This is a genomic window from Empedobacter sp. UBA5987 (genome assembly GCF_002429865.1).
Lineage (GTDB): Bacteria > Bacteroidota > Bacteroidia > Flavobacteriales > Weeksellaceae > Empedobacter > Empedobacter falsenii_B.
Window position 1 is genome coordinate 98240 of record NZ_DJBB01000031.1, and the last position, 19108, is coordinate 117347.

20 protein-coding genes, 2 tRNA genes and 2 pseudogenes are annotated in these 19108 nt (G+C 31.2%); 12 read left to right on the top strand and 12 right to left on the bottom strand.

From position 1 onward, the window contains the following. Positions 1 to 9: 9 nt before the first annotated feature. From B3J26_RS05240 to B3J26_RS05250, 3 genes are read left to right on the top strand one after another with little or no spacing between them, the layout of a single operon-like run. Positions 10 to 1140 carry a 5-(carboxyamino)imidazole ribonucleotide synthase gene (locus B3J26_RS05240; protein WP_115002166.1) on the top strand — a complete coding sequence of 377 codons (1131 nt, stop codon included), beginning with the start codon at positions 10 to 12 and terminating at the stop codon, positions 1138 to 1140. A 5-nt stretch (positions 1141 to 1145) separates the two neighbouring features. Further along, the gene (gene purE / locus B3J26_RS05245; RefSeq protein ID WP_115002168.1) at positions 1146 to 1649 is read left to right on the top strand and encodes a 5-(carboxyamino)imidazole ribonucleotide mutase; all 504 of its coding nucleotides are present in this window, start codon (positions 1146 to 1148) and stop codon (positions 1647 to 1649) included. A gap of 12 nt (positions 1650 to 1661) precedes the next feature. Then, the gene (locus B3J26_RS05250) at positions 1662 to 1964 is read left to right on the top strand and encodes a hypothetical protein (RefSeq protein WP_115002170.1); all 303 of its coding nucleotides are present in this window, start codon (positions 1662 to 1664) and stop codon (positions 1962 to 1964) included. 119 nt (positions 1965 to 2083) lie between these two features. Here B3J26_RS05250 and B3J26_RS05255 read toward each other — a convergent pair whose 3' ends face one another. From B3J26_RS05255 to B3J26_RS05270, 4 genes are all read right to left on the bottom strand, one after another. Beyond that, positions 2084 to 2527, bottom strand: a complete 444-nt coding sequence (locus B3J26_RS05255) for a hypothetical protein (protein ID WP_115002172.1) — start codon at positions 2525 to 2527, stop codon at positions 2084 to 2086. Between the two features lie 87 nt (positions 2528 to 2614). Beyond that, positions 2615 to 4774: a SurA N-terminal domain-containing protein gene (locus B3J26_RS05260; RefSeq protein ID WP_291073591.1), complete on the bottom strand. Its 2160-nt coding sequence runs from the start codon at positions 4772 to 4774 to the stop codon at positions 2615 to 2617. A gap of 114 nt (positions 4775 to 4888) precedes the next feature. After that, positions 4889 to 5473, bottom strand: a complete 585-nt coding sequence (gene lptC / locus B3J26_RS05265) for an LPS export ABC transporter periplasmic protein LptC (protein WP_291073593.1) — start codon at positions 5471 to 5473, stop codon at positions 4889 to 4891. A 17-nt stretch (positions 5474 to 5490) separates the two neighbouring features. After that, positions 5491 to 6774, bottom strand: coding sequence for an OmpP1/FadL family transporter (locus B3J26_RS05270; RefSeq protein WP_260392519.1), 1284 nt, complete (start codon positions 6772 to 6774; stop codon positions 5491 to 5493). 247 nt (positions 6775 to 7021) lie between these two features. Here B3J26_RS05270 and B3J26_RS05275 point away from each other — a divergent pair. After that, a tRNA-Phe gene (locus B3J26_RS05275) sits at positions 7022 to 7094 on the top strand. Positions 7095 to 7165: 71 nt separating this feature from the next. Here the strand turns inward: B3J26_RS05275 and B3J26_RS05280 are convergent. The 3 genes from B3J26_RS05280 to B3J26_RS05290 all read right to left on the bottom strand — a co-directional run bounded on the left by B3J26_RS05280 (position 7166) and on the right by B3J26_RS05290 (position 9677). After that, positions 7166 to 7957, bottom strand: a complete 792-nt coding sequence (locus B3J26_RS05280) for a T9SS-dependent choice-of-anchor J family protein (protein WP_115002179.1) — start codon at positions 7955 to 7957, stop codon at positions 7166 to 7168. Positions 7958 to 8101: 144 nt separating this feature from the next. Beyond that, positions 8102 to 9193: a redox-regulated ATPase YchF gene (gene ychF, locus B3J26_RS05285; protein WP_125348936.1), complete on the bottom strand. Its 1092-nt coding sequence runs from the start codon at positions 9191 to 9193 to the stop codon at positions 8102 to 8104. 82 nt (positions 9194 to 9275) lie between these two features. Further along, the gene (locus tag B3J26_RS05290; protein WP_280037818.1) at positions 9276 to 9677 is read right to left on the bottom strand and encodes a hypothetical protein; all 402 of its coding nucleotides are present in this window, start codon (positions 9675 to 9677) and stop codon (positions 9276 to 9278) included. Between the two features lie 62 nt (positions 9678 to 9739). Here B3J26_RS05290 and B3J26_RS05295 point away from each other — a divergent pair, with 62 nt between their 5' ends. Then, positions 9740 to 10252, top strand: coding sequence for a thioredoxin family protein (locus B3J26_RS05295; RefSeq protein WP_291073596.1), 513 nt, complete (start codon positions 9740 to 9742; stop codon positions 10250 to 10252). Positions 10253 to 10415: 163 nt separating this feature from the next. On the opposite strand, the pseudogene B3J26_RS14895 reads toward B3J26_RS05295, so the two are convergent. Then, a pseudogene (locus B3J26_RS14895) lies at positions 10416 to 10504 on the bottom strand (IS982 family transposase); the annotation flags it as partial. Positions 10505 to 10685: 181 nt separating this feature from the next. Continuing rightward, positions 10686 to 11531: an alpha/beta fold hydrolase gene (locus B3J26_RS05300; RefSeq protein ID WP_291073598.1), complete on the bottom strand. Its 846-nt coding sequence runs from the start codon at positions 11529 to 11531 to the stop codon at positions 10686 to 10688. A gap of 52 nt (positions 11532 to 11583) precedes the next feature. Between B3J26_RS05300 and B3J26_RS05305 the strand changes: the two genes are divergently transcribed. After that, a complete protein-coding gene (locus tag B3J26_RS05305; protein ID WP_221855703.1) occupies positions 11584 to 12030 on the top strand; it encodes a lipocalin family protein in 447 nt (148 codons plus the stop codon). Between the two features lie 88 nt (positions 12031 to 12118). Beyond that, positions 12119 to 12571: a lipocalin family protein gene (locus B3J26_RS05310; protein ID WP_286496161.1), complete on the top strand. Its 453-nt coding sequence runs from the start codon at positions 12119 to 12121 to the stop codon at positions 12569 to 12571. A 34-nt stretch (positions 12572 to 12605) separates the two neighbouring features. Here B3J26_RS05310 and nth read toward each other — a convergent pair whose 3' ends face one another. Beyond that, positions 12606 to 13226 carry an endonuclease III gene (gene nth / locus B3J26_RS05315; RefSeq protein WP_286496167.1) on the bottom strand — a complete coding sequence of 207 codons (621 nt, stop codon included), beginning with the start codon at positions 13224 to 13226 and terminating at the stop codon, positions 12606 to 12608. Between the two features lie 287 nt (positions 13227 to 13513). On the opposite strand from nth, the gene bcp reads away from it, so the two are divergent. The 3 genes from bcp to B3J26_RS05330 all read left to right on the top strand — a co-directional run bounded on the left by bcp (position 13514) and on the right by B3J26_RS05330 (position 15989). Further along, complete coding sequence (bcp, locus tag B3J26_RS05320) at positions 13514 to 13969, top strand: thioredoxin-dependent thiol peroxidase (RefSeq protein WP_286496165.1); 456 nt, start codon at positions 13514 to 13516, stop codon at positions 13967 to 13969. Positions 13970 to 13980: 11 nt separating this feature from the next. Then, entirely contained in the window at positions 13981 to 15030 is a 1050-nt protein-coding gene (gene recA, locus B3J26_RS05325; RefSeq protein WP_291062172.1) for a recombinase RecA, read from the top strand. A gap of 104 nt (positions 15031 to 15134) precedes the next feature. Next, entirely contained in the window at positions 15135 to 15989 is an 855-nt protein-coding gene (locus tag B3J26_RS05330; protein WP_291073600.1) for a retropepsin-like aspartic protease, read from the top strand. Positions 15990 to 16393: 404 nt separating this feature from the next. Here B3J26_RS05330 and B3J26_RS05335 read toward each other — a convergent pair whose 3' ends face one another. Continuing rightward, positions 16394 to 17836 carry a TonB-dependent receptor gene (locus B3J26_RS05335; RefSeq protein WP_291062176.1) on the bottom strand — a complete coding sequence of 481 codons (1443 nt, stop codon included), beginning with the start codon at positions 17834 to 17836 and terminating at the stop codon, positions 16394 to 16396. A 42-nt stretch (positions 17837 to 17878) separates the two neighbouring features. On the opposite strand from B3J26_RS05335, the gene B3J26_RS05340 reads away from it, so the two are divergent. Together B3J26_RS05340 and B3J26_RS05345 are read left to right on the top strand one after the other, a co-directional pair. Beyond that, complete coding sequence (locus B3J26_RS05340) at positions 17879 to 18661, top strand: MBL fold metallo-hydrolase (RefSeq protein WP_291073602.1); 783 nt, start codon at positions 17879 to 17881, stop codon at positions 18659 to 18661. A 60-nt stretch (positions 18662 to 18721) separates the two neighbouring features. Beyond that, positions 18722 to 18802 (top strand) — tRNA-Leu (locus tag B3J26_RS05345). Positions 18803 to 18839: 37 nt separating this feature from the next. On the opposite strand, the pseudogene B3J26_RS05350 reads toward B3J26_RS05345, so the two are convergent. Next, a pseudogene (locus tag B3J26_RS05350) lies at positions 18840 to 19108 on the bottom strand (hypothetical protein); the annotation flags it as partial.

A 19108-nucleotide genomic window follows, 5' to 3' on the forward strand; every position in this document is an offset into this window, starting at 1 on the left:
CTTCGCAATATGATAAAAATCGGAATTTTAGGAGGAGGACAATTGGGATATATGTTTTTGCAAAATGCATTGCAATATCCTTGCGAGATTAGTATTTTAGATCCAGCTGCTGATGCACCTTGCGCACCACATGCACATCATTTTGTACAAGGCGATTTCAAAGATTATGAAACGGTTGTTGCATTTGGAAAAGGTTTAGATGCTATCGGAATAGAAATTGAGCATGTAAATGTTGAGGCGTTACGTTATCTAAAATCAATTGGAAAACGCGTTGTTCCAGATCCTGAAGCTTTAGCGATTATTCAAGACAAAGGAGTTCAGAAAGAATTTTATGTCAAAAATAATATTCCGACTGCGCCTTATTTTGGATTAGATGATTGGAAAGATTTAAAATCGAAACAAGATATCAATTATCCGATTTTTCAAAAATCTCGAAAAGATGGTTATGATGGAAAAGGTGTTCAGTTCCTAAAATCTGAAGTTGATTTAGACAAAATGCTTCAAGCTCCTTCAATTTTCGAAACGCCAGCCGATTTAGATCGTGAAATTGCGGTTGTTACGGTTGCCGATCATTTAGGAAATATTGTCACTTATCCAACGGTAGAATTTGTCATCAACGAAGAATATAATTTGTTAGATTATTTATTGATGCCTTCTACACTTCCGAAAGAAATCACTGATCGAGCTGAACAAATTGCGAGTGATGTTGTAAAAGCATTGAAATCTCCAGGAGTTTTCGCAGTTGAATTATTCTTGAACAAAGATCAATCGATTTGGGTAAACGAAACCGCTTCTCGTGTTCACAATTCTGGACATTCAACAATTGAAGCAGCTTATTCATCACAATTTGATCAAATGTTAAGAACCTTAATGCAATTGCCACTTGGCTCTACAAAATTGTTTACAACTTCTGCAATGGTCAATTTGATTGGAGCTGAAGGACAAACTGGACAAGCAGAAATCGAAAATATTGAAGAATTATTGACGATTCCAGGAACATTTTTGCATTGGTACGCAAAAACTATCACAAAACCAGGTCGAAAAATGGGGCATGTGACATTGGTGAATGATGATTTAGAACAATTAAAACAAAACATAAAACAAGTTAATGCAACGGTGAAAGTCGTAGCAAAAAAGTAACAACTATGGTAGGAATTATAATGGGAAGTGATAGCGATTTGCCTATCATGAAACAAGCTGCTGATCTATTAACAGAATTAAATATCCCTTTCGAATTAACAATTGTTTCGGCACATCGTACGCCACAACGTATGTTTGATTATGCAAAAACAGCACACGAACGTGGAATAAATGTCATTATAGCTGGTGCTGGTGGCGCTGCACATTTACCAGGAATGGTTGCGTCTATTACGCCGCTTCCTGTGGTTGGTGTTCCAATTAAATCGTCAAATTCGATTGATGGTTGGGATTCTATTTTATCTATTTTGCAAATGCCAAATGGGATTCCGGTTGCGACTGTTGCTGTGAATGCGGCGAAGAATGCAGGAATTTTGGCAGCGCGTATTTTAGGTGCGACTAATCCTACTTTGCAAGAAAGATTAATCAAATATCAAGAAGATTTACAAAAAGCTGTAGAAGCGAAAATAGAGCTTGTAAAAGGCGAATATCCGAATGGGTTTGATAAGTAAAAACTAATTTGTATGATCGAAAACTACATCCAATACTTAGAAGGCTATAATAAAGATAATATTACATTTTCTGATATTGAGAAAGCTATAATAGAAATTAATGAAACAGATGATGAACATAGCGTATTTTGGGTTTCGGTAATTTCTGATGATGATTTTGAAAATGTTATAGAGGCTTCAAAATCATTAGATTTAATTATAACATTTGATAAAATAAGTACTAAGTATAAAGCTAAAGGCTGGAATGAAGTTAAGGAATTATACAAACTACTTTTAGAAGAAAAGTTTGACTTAATAAAAGCTCAAATTAAATAAAACCAAAAACTCCCAAACTTTACAGCTTGGGAGTTTTTTTATGGTAATTTGTTAATATGCTTAAAAATTGTATCGAGAATAAGAATTTTAAATTGATGCTTTTATCATTTATAAAAATTTTATTCATCTAAAATAATTTTCATACTGTCACGCTTAAGTTTATTATCCAGTAGAATAACTTTTTTATTTTTTTCTTTCTCTACAATCAAATTCACTTTAGGACATTTAAAACCACAAGGAATTAATATTGTCCTAGTTTTGAAGAAGCCATTTTTATCTGTAAATAATACTTTTGGTTTATAGTATTCTCCCATTGCATTAATATAGAAATCGTCTTTAATACCATTTTTTCTTAATTTTTCTCTTTCTTCTGATAAAATTGTATCCAACTCAAATCCTACTTTTTTTATAGTATCATTTTTTCTCAATAATACGGTTATCTTAGCATCAGAAATAGGTTCATTTTCGGAATTATAAACATTACCATTAAATCTTATAAATGATTCACAAGAAATTAATGATATTAATCCAAATAAATATAGAATATATTTTGCGTTTATCATAAAGCTATTTTATCCTTAAATATAAAACAAAAACCGCCAGAAGAATTCTTCTGGCGGTTTTATTTATTATAAGAAATTTTTTAAATCTTAACGTAAAGCTCTATCGCGGTTATCAACCACATCAGCAGCTTGAATCAATGATTGTAACAATGTTTGTTGGAAACGTCCTTGTAATTGACGGTTTAAATTATCCAAAATCATTGAACCTTTTTGATTCTTTTGAATTTGTTGGTTTGAAGGAATAATGTAGAAAACTCCAGCATTTCCTGCAATCGCTTTAGAAGATTGATTTGGTTTTACACCAAACGCAGCTCCTACAACTTTAGGCTCTAAACCAATTCCAGTTAAATTAGAATTAGAGAAGTTAACCGTAGCATTTCCTTTTTTCGCTCCGAATTTAGATGCAAAAGCATTCAATCCACCGTTTGCAACTTGCTCATCAACCAATTTAGCAATTTTTTCGTGCATCAAAACTGGCTCTACATATTGACGAACAACACTTGGATGTGCTAAACCTTTGTCAAATTTTTCAACTAAATGAACAACGATGTAATCTCCTGTAGAAGATGTAAACAAGTTTGTTGCTCCTTTATCTGTTTTCTTGTCAAAAGCCCATTTTAAGATATCTCCGTCCTGATCGTTTGGAATATCTTGACCAATTGCAGCATAACGCTCAATTCCTTCTGTTGTATTATTTAAATAACCACCTTTTTTCGCAGTATTTTTGAAATCATTCAATGATTTTCCTTCAACATTCTGAACATATGTTCTAGCATTTGTAAATGCTTTTTCTGTTGTCGCTTTAGAAGGCTCGATCGTTTTTACAATGTTTGCAACTTGATAAGCTGTTTTGTTTTTCGCATCATCAACTTTAATAATGTGATATCCGAATTGAGATTCTACCAAATCAACAGTTCCAACTGGTTTAGAGAAAATAAATCCGTTATAAGTTTGGTCTAATTGATTGTTTTTTCCAACCCAACCAATGCTTCCTTTTTGTACAGCAGATGATTTATCATCCGATTTTGTTGAAGCAACTTCTCCAAAAGAAGCTGGATTAGCTTTTACTTCAGCTAAAATTTGTTCAGCTAATTTTTTTGCTTCGTCTTTTGTACGTTTTACTCCGTTTCCAGCAGCGCTTCCTGTATAAGAAACTAAGATATGGCTAGATTTTACAGAATCTTTTACTTCTTTCGATTTCGAAAGTTTGTATAATTGGTATGTATTTCCAATTTTGAAAGGTCCACCAATTTGTCCAACTGTTGCAGTTTTCAAGAAGTTTGTTGCTTCTGGTCCTAATTGAGCTTGTTCTAATTCTGCTTTTGTAAAATAATTTGGAATAAATGGTTTCTCAGAATTTTGAGTCACATAAACCGAATCACTTTTTGCAGAACCAAATGCCGCAATTGTATCTGTAACATTGTTCACTTCGTCATGAACAATTTGAGTCGACAAATACTTTTTGATATTTGCTAAAGCAACAGCGTCATCAGCAGTCGAAGCTCCAGCAGGGAAATAAGTATAACTTAATTTTACTAAACCTTCTGCTTTGAACAATTTTGGATATTTCGCTTCGTAAGCAGAAATTTCTTCGTCTGTTACTTTTACATTTAATTTTTTAGCTAAAGTTGCGTAATCTACAAAGGCGTACTGAATGTTTGCATTCGAAATATTGTATCCTTGTTGGATATCCGCTTCTTTACCTGTAACTGCTGTACCAGCCATTACATAACCAAAATATTTTTGAGATAAAATCTGTAACTTTATTTGTTCAGCAGTTTGCAACCAACCTCTATATTGTTGTTGCGCTTCTGGACTTGATGCCGCATTTGCTTCTAATTGAGCAATCTGTTGTTGTGCTTCTGCACCAGATGCCATTCCGAAGTTTTGAGCTGTATAGCTCCAAAATTCATCATCAGAAACTTTTAAACCTAATTTTTCAGCATGTTGTTTCAACACTTTCTGACTAACTAAGCTGTTCCAAGTTTGTTGAGCAATTTGATTTGGAGTTGCAGTTTGACCTTGATTTTCGTACATCTTTTGTGTTTGATCGTACGCACTCTGATATTCTGCAATACCAATAGGTTCTCCGTTCACTGTACCAACTACAGACGGATCTCCAGTAAATAATTGTTTTATTTTTGAATTCTCTCCGAATAAATCTCCTGCAACGAAAGCTAACATTGCAACTCCGATTACCACGAAGATCAGCCAAGTTTTTTTACGAATTTCTCCTAAAACTGCCATTGTTTTATTTTAATGTTATTTCTATAATAGGTGGCGAAAATACGACAATACATTGAATAATAAAATAGAAGAAGCGACAAGTATGCGCTTTTTTGTTAATTTTTTTAACGCTCTTTAGAATTTTTGATTATCATCAACATACTTAAATCCTTGATTATTGAATAAAGTATAGGTTTCTAAATCGTCAGTAGCTTGCAAACCGTTTTTCGCTGTTAACGAATCGCCTTCCTTGCTAATTAAGTAAACTTCTTTCGATGTATAAACTGTTTTATTTTTCTTATTCCAAAATAATTGCTCGCTTTTCAACGAATCACCTTTCTCATTTACGATAATTACATTTCCTCTACATTCGTAGATTCCTGTTACATCACTTAATCTTCCCCAATCTGCCTGAAAATAACCTGGTTTCACACTTCCTTTTTGATAAAAGTCAAGGTTTAAACCTTTTCTAAAAATCGTGTAAGGAGAATCTACGGTTGTATATTCTTCGATTAATGGTGAACGCAAATTACCCGAAATTCTTCCAGAATCTTTGTTGATAATATTTGCATTGATAAGTGTGCGTGTTGGGAATTCTACCTTCTTTCTACTGATAGGAGGAAGTTCTTTTTTACAAGAAAAAAGCAAAACGAAAACGCTAATCAGACCAAATACAATACTCGGTTTAATTAAAACTTTTTCGTTTGCTTTTTTATACAATTTTTGTTTGTCCAAAATTAGTCAATAACTCTTTTTCTAAACCAAATATCGTTAATATCAAATCCAACTTTAACTCCTAAATAATTTTCTTTGATTAAGTTGTTTGTTGTTTTTCCTTTTTGTCCGTACTCTAACGAAATATTCATCATAGAGCCATCATTTTGTTTTCCAATTGGAAATCCAAAACCTAAAGTTGCTCCATAAGCATCAATATCTGTTCCGTGAATAGAATACTGAGCTGATTGATAATACATCCCAGCGCGATACGTTACACGATTAAAATAACTTTTGTAACTGTTATAATCTGGAATCCAATATCCTCCAACTGCCAAACGTACATTGTTTTTGTAATCTACTGCAGAAGACATTGTAGTATTTTGACCTTCTAATGGTTGAGAGAAATCTTTCCAATTATTATATTTCGCTTCTACAGCTAACGACCACGTATTATCTTTAGAATATGATGCTCCTAAAGTAAATTGTTGTGGAATCTTAGTTTTTCCATTATCAATTCTAATAATAGAAATTGTATCTACAGAAGATTGTGTTGTTCCGATATATGTGTAAGAAGTTGTAAGATCTGTCACATCTGTTCTTAACTTAGTTCCTAATGTATAAGTAGCACCAATGTTTAAATTGTTATTTTTTCCAATTTTCTTCGTATACATAGATCCTAACGTAAATTGAGCACCACGATAGTTCGATTTATCGCTATAATCTACAGCTAAACTTGCTCCATCTACAGCTAAAATCTCGTTACGTTGCAACTCTCCGAAAAGATAATTAACACGCAAACCTAAAGAAAATCCTTTTGAAAGATTTCTTGAATAAAAAGCATGAAGACTATTTAACCCTCCATCACCTTTCATCTGTACAGTTTGTTTGATATTATTTTTCTCAGAAGTATTCATAATATCATATCCCAACGCTGTGTAAGGTTGAAAACCAACTCCGAAACTTCCTTTTTCACCAACTGGAAAAGCCAATGAAATATTAGAAACATTGAAACGACCTGCATTTTCTTTATCTGTTCCAGATTTGAAATTATAATTAGTTCCACTTCCACTTGCATTGAAAGTTGTCATACGCAAGTTTTGGTTTGCTGCAGGATTCGAAAAATTCGCACTTTGTCCAAAAGGATTCGTAGGAACCGTTGAGATACCGCCCATACCAGCTTGTTCAGTATTATTATCAAACAATTGCTCCCCTACTCCGTATGCCGAATAAGGTGAAACTGATATTGACTGAGCTTTTATTGTTACCACGCTAAATAGTGATAAACTACAAATAATCCACTTCATTATGAATGTATAATAGAATTCTAAGACGCAAATATGATGATTTGTTGCGAATTGTAAAAATTAGATTGCAAAAATGAGTTGTTAAATCTCTATTAAAATATTAAAACCACTCATTTTTTGCAAAGATAAAAATATTTTAAAATTTATTTCTCGGTAAATGAACAAGATAGCTTTTTCGTCTAAAAAATATTTTAAATAATGTTTGGTAGAACGGATTTTCGCTCTATATTTGCATCACAATTAAGGCGGTGCCTTAGCTCAGTTGGTAGAGCAAAGGACTGAAAATCCTTGTGTCCCTGGTTCGATTCCTGGAGGCACCACTGCTTAAAACCTCAATCAAATGATTGAGGTTTTTTTTGTTTTAGTATTTCAAATGTTAATAATATCTTAATTATTTTTTTAGTATTTTTCTTGAGATTACTTCATTATTAGTATAGAAATTAACAATATATTGTCCTTTTGGTAAATTAGCTATATTTATTTGGTCGCCTTTTACTTCTTTAAGAATTCTACCTGTAAAATCCAGAACACGAATTTTTTCTACTTTCTCTAAACCTTTTATGTAAATAATATCCGAAGTTGGATTTGGATAAACTGATACTTGTTTTTTATTCGCTTCGTATGTTCCTAATGTTAATGCTTCTACTTTTACATTACCCAATTTTAGTATCATAGATTCTTTATAATCAGTCTTATAATGCCTGAAAACTATTTTTACTTTTTGACCAACATACTCATCTATTGACAAATTAATATCTTTTGGAACTTCTGAATAATCTTGATCGAGCTTTTCAGTAAAAATAGGGTTTTCATTACCTGTAAACGTAGAAGTAGAAGGTAATATATAAACACTATAATTCTCTTTTGCTAATTCTAGCGACATATTAGAAATGCTAAAAGATAGTTTTAAATTCTTTTCAGAAGGCAATGTTATTTCAGGACTAACTAGAATATTATCAGTATTTATAGGCATAAAAACTATATTAGATATAGAAATAGCACAAGAGCCAAATGGTGTTGCATCATTATAAAATTCCCACATAAAACCATCACCATCTAGTTCTGACCTTGTCCATAAATTTCTTGTTCCTTCTGGAGAAAAATTTTCTTCGAAAATAATAGTATTTTGCGCATTAGCAAATCCTAATATAAATGTAGTAAGTAGTAAAAAGTTTTTTTTCATATTGAATTAATTATTAATGATTTAAAAATACAATTATTTCACTAACAAACATTAGTTTTAAAAACAAATCTATAAAAGCTTATTTAAATAAAAAAAGCATCAATATTTATTGATGCTTTTAGTAAAATATTCTAAAATAACTGTTTACACATTAAACAAGAAATGCATAATATCACCATCTTGTACGATGTACGCTTTTCCTTCTACGTTTAATTTTCCTGCTTCACGACATTTAGATTCTGATCCGTATGTAATAAAATCCTCAAATTTGATTACCTCTGCACGAATAAATCCTTTCTCGAAATCGGTATGAATAACTCCAGCCGCTTGTGGTCCTGTAGAACCTTTTTTGATTGTCCAAGCACGAACTTCTTTTACACCTGCTGTGAAATATGTCTCTAAATCTAACAATGTATAAGCAGAACGAATCAAACGATTAACTCCTGGCTCTTCTAATCCTAATTCTTCCAAGAAAATTTGACGCTCATCAAACGTTTCTAACTCGTTGATATCAGCTTCTATTTGTGCCGCTAAAATTAACACTTCTGCGTGTTCATCTTTTACAGCTTCTTTCACTTTTTCTACCCATTCGTTTCCGTCTTTTGCAGCAGACTCGTCTACATTACATAAGTACAAAACTGGTTTAGAAGTAATCAATTGTAACGAATCTACAATTTCTTGCTCTTTTTCGTCCAAATCCATTTCACGAACATTTTTCAACTCTTCTAAATGAGCGATTACAGCTGTTAAAACTTCTACAACTTTTTGTTCGTCTTTATTTCCCGCTTTTGCTGCTTTTTTAGATTTATCGATACGTTTTGTAACTGTATCCAAATCTTTCAATTGCAACTCAATATCAATTGTTTCTTTATCACGCAATGGATTAATAGAACCATCAACATGTGTAATATTTTCGTTTTCGAAACAACGTAAAACGTGAATAATTGCATTACACTCGCGGATATTTCCTAAAAATTGATTTCCTAAACCTTCTCCCTTACTTGCTCCTTTTACTAAACCAGCAATATCTACAATTTCTACAACCGCAGGCACAACGCGCTCTGGATTTACAATTGCTTCTAACTGATTTAGACGAGTATCTGGTACAGAAACTGTTCCTACATTTGGTTCAATTGTACAGAAAGGATAATTCGCCGATTGCGCTTTTGCATTCGACAAACAGTTAAATAAAGTAGATTTACCAACATTAGGCAATCCAACAATTCCACATTTCATATATGTTGTCTCTTTTTTTAATGATTGAATATTAGAACGATGTTCTAATAATTTTGTGCAAAGATAATGATTTCCATTAAATTTATTTAACCGAAGAAACTCTGTTCAATTTTATATTTAATACATTTCCAGAATATGATTTCATTTCACCATAAAAACAATCGCAAGTCGCATTATAAGTTAAATCATAATAATTAGAAGTTTTATCAAGATTTATTTTTCTGAATTTGAGTTGAGGAAAATTAAACACAACAGAATCTGTCACATCTTTTTCATAATCGTCATGAAAATCAAATTCTATTTTTAATTTTGATTTATTTCTTGAAACATCCATAATCGCATCACTTTTCGACAAAGGAACTTCTACCACTTTCGATTTATAATCCAAAAAATCTTGTTTCCATTTTCCTTCAATTGTTTTTATGTTATTGGGTACGCAACTTGTGAGAAATAGCAAAAAGATAAATACTAAAAAATGTTTCATAAGTGTTAATTTTTTATTGAAAATACAATTATTTATTTACATTTACTTAAATACTTATTACAATGAAATTAAAAGCCTTAATCGTAAGTTTTATGATTGCTTTCGCAGGAATCGTAAACGCGCAAACAGCAACAGAAATATTAACAAAAGCTCAAAATCAAGCGAAGGTTGAAAATAAAAATGTCTTTTTAATTTTTCATGCTTCTTGGTGCGGATGGTGTAAAAAGATGGAAAAAAATATGGACGATCCAGCTGTGAAACCATATTTTGATGCGAATTATGTCAAAACATTTATTACTGTACAAGAACGTGCAGAGAAGAAAAATTTAGAAACTCCTGGTGGAGATGCTGTCAATGAGAAATTAGGAGGAAAAAATCAAGGTTTGCCTTTTTGGGTAATTTTAGATTCGACTGGAAAAGTTTTAGAAGATTCTCGCGTAAATGGAGAAAATCTTGGTGGTCCAGCTTCTGAAGAAGAAGTAAATCATTTGATTGCAAAACTTGAAAAAACATCGAAAAACGATAAAGTTGATCCAGAAAAAATCAAAGAAGTTTTTATCTTGAAAAAGAAATAGATGACTAGTCCTAAAATAATATTTAAGCCCGAAGGAATATGTTTTTTTCAGTTTTTTTATATTTTTTTTGGAGTCTTATTTTTAAGACTCAAGAGAGATCTTAGACTGTTATAGAGATAAACACTTTGTTTAAACATATTACTTTAGTTCATCTATATTTTCAGGTTTTCCTATCAAGAATTCTTGTTTTAAAACATTAAAATATTTTGTGTAATTTCGTCTTACCATAAATTGGTCACACATTTGAGAAAATTATGTCTCAATTCATTTTCTAGAATTTCTCAGTAAAGTGAATTGAGATTCAAATTGTTTTAGATTATTTTAATTATAAAAATCATAATGCACAACATATTGTTATAGTGAGTTAAGAAAGGGTTTGAGCTCATTATTATAATAATTAATTTTTAATCTGTTCAAATTTCTCGAACTTTTTTTATTCTTCAATATAATCAAGAGGAATATGCCAAATTTCGGTTTTATTTTTTTCTCGAAAGAAGTCTAAATGTCCAATTTCATTCAATCCATATTCTTTTGGAATGATATTTAAACGTTTTTTCTTCGCATTTTTCAAAACAAATTGCGCAAATAAATCTACAGATTTTGGCGTTGCCATAAAATCATCATCCAAACTAATGATTAAAACAGGTTTTGTAATTTCATCATACAAATTTTGAGTTTCATCTGCATAACCTAAAATAGAAGTTTCATTCAGAATTAACTTTCGCCAATCTTTTGCAATTCCGATTGGAATTGGTTCACCCATTCCAACTTTTTGAGAAGGAAAAAATCCATAAAAAGCGGATAAAATAGGAATCGCAATACGAAAAAAGAAATTCACTTTTGGCTTATCTTTTTGATGAAAGTTTTTGATATAGCCATATTGAGAACCAATCGTTACAATTTTATCATAAACTTTGTAAGCACGTGTCAAGCCAATCATAATTCCACCGATACTATGACCAATTAAAAATTTTTCGTGATTGGGATAAAATTCTTCGATATATTGTGTCAAACCTAAAAAATCTTTGTTTGCCCAATCTGTAAAATGCGCTTCAAAATCTTTTAATTTTTTTGGTTTAGAGTCGCCAATCCCGCGATAATCATACGTGAAAACCAAATATCCTTTGTTAGCTAAATACGTTGCATATTTGGCATAAAAAGTTTGTTTAACACCAATTGCAGACGAAATGACAATGATTTTTTTGGTTGCGTTGTTTTCGCCAAAAGAGGTTACGGCAATTGGATATTTGTCGGAAGTTTCTAGTATGAATTTTTTCATTCTTTTTATTTGATAAGGTAAAAAATATACCTTTACAAGGTAAATCAATCTTATGAAAAAAATTATTTTAATTCTATTAATCTTATTCTCTTCAAAAATGTTTTCTCAACAATTAAAACCTGATAATGTGATTGGTTTTTGGAAATTACAAGAATCGGGCTTTTATGAAAATGGCAAAAAAGTGTCTAAAGAATTTGATGATTGTCGGTTAATGAGAAATTATACAATTTGGGATAATGGATATGCTATTTATAACTATGTAGAAGGAAGTAATGGCAATTGTTTTCCTAGTGAGCCTCGATTAACATTGTGGCGAATTGTTGATAATAGAATTCAATTTTACATTGATGATTATATTTTTGAGGATAGAATTGTGAAAATTAATCAAGATAAAACGATAACTTTTGAAACATATATTGATAAAAAAATTGTAGATTCTGATAAGAAATTTGAGAAAATAGCAAATACAATCAGTTATGATATTTTACGTAAACAATAAATAAAGAAAATAAGTTTTCAGGTTTATTTTTTATATTCACTTTACGTCATTCAAAATCTTTATTTTTACCACATAATTATTGAACCGAATGAAAAATATATTCAGCCTATTTTTAGCATCAATTTTATTGCTTTCAGTTTTTTCGTGCAAAGAAGACGATTCGTTGGCAATATCGCAAGATCAATTGTTGCGATCTGGAAAATGGCAATTGAAAGAAATTAGAAAAACGAAAGGGAATATAACGGAAACAGACAAGTTGTTGGCTTGTGAGCGACAGTCTACATTAGATTTTTCGGATGTTACGAATTATAATTCTAACATGTATAAAACCGAAAAAGGAAATTGTGTACAAGAACAAACGATAGGAACGTATGTGTATAATACGTCTAAAACAAAACGTTTGTTAACGATGTCTCTGAATGATACAACGTACAATTATTATGTGAAGCAGTTAGATCCAAAATATTTGATTTTGCAAGATACGTTGAGTAAAGTAGATACGATAAAGCTTCGTTTGCAAGTTTTTGAAATTGTAAAATAATAATGAAAATACCTTCAATCTTGGAAGGTATTTTTTATTCGAACATTTTTCGTGTAATAAAATCTTTGTCTAAACTCCAAGCGCGTGCAGGAGAATATTCACGTCCATAATAAATGATTTGAATATGTAATTTATTCCACAATTCTTTTGGAAATATTTTCTTCGCATCCTTTTCTGTTTCTCCAACATTTTTCCCTTTTGTCAATTTCCATAATTTCATCAAACGATGAATATGTGTGTCGACAGGAAAAGCTGGATGACCAAACCATTGTGACATCACAACCGAAGCAGTTTTGTGTCCAACGCCAGGTAATTCTTCTAATTCATCAAAACCTTCTGGAACTTCTCCATCGTATTTTTCGATTAAAATTTCGGATAATCGTTTGATGTTTTTGGCTTTTGTATTTGATAAACCAATTTCGCGGATATAATATTTTATTTCATCTACTTCTAATAACGACATTGCTTTTGCATTAGCAGCTTTCGCAAATAATTCGGGCGTTACTTGATTCACTTTTTTATCTGTTGTTTGGGCAGATAATAAAACGGCAATCAATAATGTAAAAGCATCTTGATGATCTAATGGAATAGGTGGAACTGGATATAATTTTTCCAATTCATCAATCACAAATTGGACGCGTTCTTTCTTTAACATCATAAGTTCTGAGACTTTTTGTGTAAAAATAATGAAACATCTTTAATTATGCTTTATGTATTACGAAATGCGAAGTTCGCTATTAGAAAATTGAAGTTCGAATATTTTTCGTAAGTTTTTAAATAACAGCTTTTCCTTTTTTTACCTTCATTTTAAAAAGTAAAGTTTAAGCGACTTATTTTGGCGTTATATAACATTACATTTGTAGTATAAATAAAAGATTAATTAGTTAAATCAGTTACGATTCAAGATTTAATCATTATTTTTACGAGAAGTTCTAAAGACAAATCAAGATGTTAAAAATAGGAGATAAAGTTCCAGATTTTAAAGGAATTGATCAAGATGGAAACGAAGTTTCGTACCATGATTTTGCAGGAAAAAAATTAGTCGTTTTCTTTTATCCAAAAGCAAGTACGCCTGGTTGTACAGCAGAAGCATGTGATTTGCGCGATAACGAAAATGCGTTGAAAGCTCAAGGTTATCATTTGGTTGGAATAAGTGCAGATTCTGTGAAAAGACAAAAGAATTTTGCAGAGAAAAACAATTTACTTTTTCCTTTGCTTGCAGACGAAAATCACGAAATTTTGAATGCTTTCGGCGTTTGGGGACCAAAGAAATTTATGGGACGCGAATTTGATGGAATTCATCGTACAACTTTCATCATTGATGAAAAAGGAGTGATTACAGATGTAATCGAAAAAGTGAAAACAAAAGAACACGCAAAACAAATTTTAGAAAAATAAAAAATAATATAATGAGCGATTTAGACAATAAAAAGAAAGCGTTACAGCTAATCTTAGATAAGATGGACAAAGCTTACGGGAAAGGAACTGTAATGCGTATGGGAGATTCGGCTGTTGATGATAAAATAGAAGTAATTCCTTCTGGATCTTTGGGATTAGATTTAGCGTTAGGAGTAGGAGGTTATCCTCGCGGACGTGTTATAGAAATCTACGGACCTGAATCTTCAGGTAAAACAACATTAACGTTACACGCTATTGCTGAAGCGCAAAAAGCTGGTGGTATCGCTGCTTTTATTGATGCTGAGCATGCATTTGACCGTTATTATGCAGCGAAATTGGGTGTTGATGTAGAAAACTTAATTATTTCTCAACCAGATAATGGTGAGCAAGCATTAGAAATTGCAGATAACTTAATTCGTTCGGGAGCGATAGATATTATCGTAATTGATTCTGTTGCGGCACTTACTCCAAAAGCGGAGATTGAAGGTGAAATGGGAGATTCTCGTATGGGATTACAAGCGCGTTTGATGTCTCAAGCTTTACGTAAATTGACAGGTACAATTAATAAAACGAAATGTACAGCGATTTTCATTAATCAATTACGTGAAAAGATTGGGGTAATGTTTGGAAATCCAGAAACAACAACTGGTGGTAACGCCTTAAAATTCTACGCATCTGTACGTTTGGATATCCGTCGTTCAACTCAAATCAAAAATGGAGATGAGGTAATCGGAAATCATTCGAAAGTAAAAGTGGTTAAAAATAAAGTTGCTCCTCCATTCCGTCAAGCAGAATTTGATATTATGTATGGTGAAGGAATTTCTAAAGTTGGAGAAATTTTGGATATGGGTGTTGAGAAAGGAATTGTAAACAAATCTGGTTCTTGGTATTCATACAATGATAGCAAATTAGGACAAGGTCGCGATGCTGTAAAAGAAGTATTGAAAGATAATCCTGAATTATGTGAAGAAATTGAAGCAAAAATTGTTGCTTTAATTAAAGGTGAACCTGTTACGGGTGAAGTTTCTGTTGATGATCCAGCTGATTTATTAGAAGATTAAGATTAATTCGAAAGAATTTTTATATAATGATTTTTAAGCTCTGAGGAAACTCGGAGCTTTTTTTGTAACTTTTCAGATTACTTTGAGTCTTTAAATAAAACAAAATGAAATATTTTCCATTGATATTAATCTTTTTTAGCACAATGCTTTTAGCTCAAACTAAAAAATCATTTCTTAAAATGAATCAATCAATTGATTTAGTAAATTTAGAATACATAAATAATTTACCTTTTATAAAAGTTTCGATTAATAATAAAGAGTATAATTTTTTGGTAGATACTGGAGCGTTGACATTTATTTCAACGTCAATTCAGAAAGATTTAAATTTAAAAGTACAATCTTCATCTAGTATAAGGGACTCACAAAACAATCGTGAAATCATTAATAATACCTTTGTTTCAGAAATTAAAATAGGAAAATCCTCTTTTTATAATATAGAAGCACATATTTATGATTTTAAAGGTTTTGAATTTGATTGTCTAAATATTGATGGAATTATAGGGGAAAATTTAATGGCTTTAGCACTTTGGAATATTGACTATTTAAAAAGAAATATTACTATAACAGAAGATTTAAATAATTTTGATTTATCAACGTATTTTTTAAAAATTCCTTTTTCAACAGATGGACAAAATACACCATTACTTCCAATAACAATAAAAAATCATGTTTTCAACTTTAAATTAGACACAGGTTCTAACGGAGGCTTTTCTATTGATAGAAATTTAATATCAGTAAAAGATTCTCAAAAAGTTAATGTAAAAGGTATTTCATCAATCGGTGCTTTTAATAAAAGTAAAATATCCGAAAACTATTATTTTAAATTAGATACTTTTGAGATTGGAAAAAAAGTTTTTAGTGATCATATTTTTATGTCTGGAGAAAAAAACTTAATTGGAAATAAGTTTTTAGAAAATTTTGGAGTAATAATAGATTGGAGCAACAAGTACATTTATTAAAAAAACGAACCAATAGATTTTAATAAAAAATCTTTAGATTCTTTTGGTTTTGGCTATTCATTTGAAAATAATAAACCATATATTAAACTATTATTTGAAGATGAAGGTAATCTTGAGTTAGGTGATGAAATTCTTAGTATTGAAGAAATGGATTTTACTAATTTGAGTAAAGAAAATATTTGTAAATATTTTCAGAACGATATTTTAAAGAATAAATCAAAAATAAATATTAGTATTAAAAGAAATGATAATATTAAAGACTTTATCTTAGAAAAGAAGAGATATTTAGAATAAAAATAAAAAACCACTTCTGCAGAAGTGGTTTTTCATGTTGAATTTATTTCAACATCGCATATTGTTTATGATGAGAATTTGAAACGAGTTTAGATTGATATACTAAAAATTTATTCTAAAATATATTTCAACTTGTAGCCAAACATTCCACGATCTTTAATAATATCAGCAACACCTTCTGGACATTCATTTTCCCAATCTTGTTCAGCGTTAGCAATTTTTTCTAAAATTCGGCGCGAATAAGAATCTAAATAACCTCTATTGTAATTCAAAATATCTTGAATTCTTCCGTTATACAAGAAATATTTGTACAATTCGTGCACACTATCACTTACTTGTAGATTTTTCGACGTCAACAAAATATCTTTTTCTTTGTCTAAATATGGATACAGATAAACTTTTACATTTTTCTTGAATAATTTTCCGAAAGCTTCCATAATTCCGCCTGGTAAATCGGCATAATATTGCTCATTGAAAATTTCGACTAAATTATTAACACCCATTGCTAAACCAACTTTGGTTTGATTTCGAGTGAATTTTGAGAAATAATCAACCAATTTATAATATTCAGAAAAGTTAGAAATGATTACATTGTAACCTAAACTACCAATAATATCAGCCCGATCTAAGAAATCTCGTTCATTCAATTCGCCTTCAAAACCAGAAGCAATCAAGTTAGAAAGCGTAATCTCGAATAAAATTTCGGTATTATCTGTTCGAACATCATCTTCCTGTTTGAAAATTTCTAAACCACCTTTGAACATGTCCATATTTACATTCATAAAAGGCCGGAAAGAACCACGAACAGCGAAGATATTTTTCTTGTATAATAAATCGGCAGGTAAAATATTTTTTCCTTGTGGATTGAAAACCGCAACATCAGTCATTCCATTTTTAACCAATTGAAGAGACATTAAACGATTATCAACATATTTGAATTGTGGTCCACGAAAGTTAATCATATCAATTTCTAACTGATCTTTATCCAACGTATCGTACAAAGATTTGATTAATTTTCGAGGATTATCGTAGTAATAATAAGCACCATAAATCAAATTAACCCCCAAAACACCTAAAGTTTCTTGTTGCAATTGAGCGGTATTTTCTTTGAATTTTACATGAAAAATAATTTCGTTTGCTTTTTCTTCTTCTGCATTCAATTTGAAACGTAAACCAATCCAACCTTGACCTTCATTTTTCTTCGAATAATCAATTGTTGTTACTGTATTTGCGTACGTAAAAAATGCTTTTTCTTTGTAGTGATCGTGGATTAGACGTTCTTTCATCAATTCCATCTCATGATCCAACATCTTTTTAAGGCGAGCTTGCGTTACATAACGACGATTTTCTTCTACACCATATATCGAATCGGACATTTCTTTGTCATAAGCACTCATCGCTTTTGCAACCGTACCCGAAGCAGCACCTGCGCGATAAAAAAAACGAACGGTCTCCTGACCTGCACCAATTTCTGCAAAAGAACCGTATATTTTCGGATTCAAATTGATCTCTAAAGCTTTTTGTTTAGGAGTAAGAACTTGTTCTAATGCCATATTTTAATTTCAAATAGTTTGTGGTAAATTTACCAAATCATTATGGCTAAATCAAATATAAAAATACATTTTTTAGGAACTGGGACTTCGCAAGGAATTCCGATTATTGGTAGCGATCATCCAGTGTGTTTGTCAACAAATCAAAAAGATAAACGTTTGCGTTCTTCTTTGTTGTTAGAAAAGGATGGAAAGATTATTACGATAGATAGTGGACCAGATTTTAGACAACAAATGTTGCGTTATAATGCGCATAGATTGGACGGAATCCTGTATACACACGAGCATAATGACCATGTTTTAGGATTGGATGATATTCGTCCGTTGGTTTTCAAATCGGGAGAAGATATGAATGTCTATGGTTTGAAACGAGTTTTGGATGAAATACATAATCGATTTCCATATATGTTTGCTGAACATAAATATCCTGGAGTGCCAACGGTGATTGAGAATGTTATAGAAGAAGATAAATTTTCGGTTGCTGGATTTACGATTGAACCAATAAAAGTTTTGCATGGACCTTTGCCTATTTTGGGCTATTTGATTGATGATAAAATTGCTTATTTAACGGATGTAAAAACGATCCCAACAGAATCGCTTGAAAAATTACGAGGAGTTGAAGTTTTAATCATTAGTGCGTTGCGAGTAGAACAAGAACATTTTTCGCATATATTATTAGATGAAGCAATACGATACTCGGATTTGATAGGTGCAAAGCAGACTTATTTTACACATATTTCGCATCATTTGGGATTTCATGATGAAGTAGAGGAAAAATTACCAAAAGGTAAACATTTGGCTTACGATACGTTAGAAATAATTCTGTAAAAAGTTTAAAAAATAGTTGGAAAAATAAATAAACTAACATTATATTTGCAGTCCATAAAGGCTCGGATGGCGGAATTGGTAGACGCGCACGACTCAAACTCGTGTTCCTTTGGAGTGTGGGTTCGATTCCCACTCCGAGTACTAAGCAAAAGCTCGAAACATTAGTTTCGAGCTTTTTTTATTTACATTCTCCTTTTTGTATAATTTTTACTTCAAATTTTCGGGCTCTATCATCTACAAAAGTAACTTCGTTTTCATAAAATTCAGGAAGTTTGTAATGCGTATTATCCAGCCAACCACCATTTGGCCAATCAATTTTATGCAGATAATTATTTTTCGTTGTTATAGTTACTCGATATGTCTTTGTTGACTTATTCGTTTTAACCTTGACATTTGCGCAATATTTTCCATCTTCAATGTGATCATTTATATTGAAGTTGTTTAAAC

Coding starts and splice junctions, on each gene's coding strand:
- B3J26_RS05240 (WP_115002166.1), top strand. CDS start 10: ATGATAAAAATCGGAATTTTAGGAGGAGGACAATTGGGATATATGTTT.
- purE (WP_115002168.1), top strand. CDS start 1,146: ATGGTAGGAATTATAATGGGAAGTGATAGCGATTTGCCTATCATGAAA.
- B3J26_RS05250 (WP_115002170.1), top strand. CDS start 1,662: ATGATCGAAAACTACATCCAATACTTAGAAGGCTATAATAAAGATAAT.
- B3J26_RS05255 (WP_115002172.1), bottom strand. CDS start 2,527: ATGATAAACGCAAAATATATTCTATATTTATTTGGATTAATATCATTA.
- B3J26_RS05260 (WP_291073591.1), bottom strand. CDS start 4,774: ATGGCAGTTTTAGGAGAAATTCGTAAAAAAACTTGGCTGATCTTCGTG.
- B3J26_RS05270 (WP_260392519.1), bottom strand. CDS start 6,774: ATGAAGTGGATTATTTGTAGTTTATCACTATTTAGCGTGGTAACAATA.
- B3J26_RS05280 (WP_115002179.1), bottom strand. CDS start 7,957: ATGAAAAAAAACTTTTTACTACTTACTACATTTATATTAGGATTTGCT.
- ychF (WP_125348936.1), bottom strand. CDS start 9,193: ATGAAATGTGGAATTGTTGGATTGCCTAATGTTGGTAAATCTACTTTA.
- B3J26_RS05290 (WP_280037818.1), bottom strand. CDS start 9,677: ATGAAACATTTTTTAGTATTTATCTTTTTGCTATTTCTCACAAGTTGC.
- B3J26_RS05295 (WP_291073596.1), top strand. CDS start 9,740: ATGAAATTAAAAGCCTTAATCGTAAGTTTTATGATTGCTTTCGCAGGA.
- B3J26_RS05300 (WP_291073598.1), bottom strand. CDS start 11,531: ATGAAAAAATTCATACTAGAAACTTCCGACAAATATCCAATTGCCGTA.
- B3J26_RS05305 (WP_221855703.1), top strand. CDS start 11,584: ATGAAAAAAATTATTTTAATTCTATTAATCTTATTCTCTTCAAAAATG.
- B3J26_RS05310 (WP_286496161.1), top strand. CDS start 12,119: ATGAAAAATATATTCAGCCTATTTTTAGCATCAATTTTATTGCTTTCA.
- nth (WP_286496167.1), bottom strand. CDS start 13,226: ATGTTAAAGAAAGAACGCGTCCAATTTGTGATTGATGAATTGGAAAAA.
- recA (WP_291062172.1), top strand. CDS start 13,981: ATGAGCGATTTAGACAATAAAAAGAAAGCGTTACAGCTAATCTTAGAT.
- B3J26_RS05330 (WP_291073600.1), top strand. CDS start 15,135: ATGAAATATTTTCCATTGATATTAATCTTTTTTAGCACAATGCTTTTA.
- B3J26_RS05335 (WP_291062176.1), bottom strand. CDS start 17,836: ATGGCATTAGAACAAGTTCTTACTCCTAAACAAAAAGCTTTAGAGATC.
- B3J26_RS05340 (WP_291073602.1), top strand. CDS start 17,879: ATGGCTAAATCAAATATAAAAATACATTTTTTAGGAACTGGGACTTCG.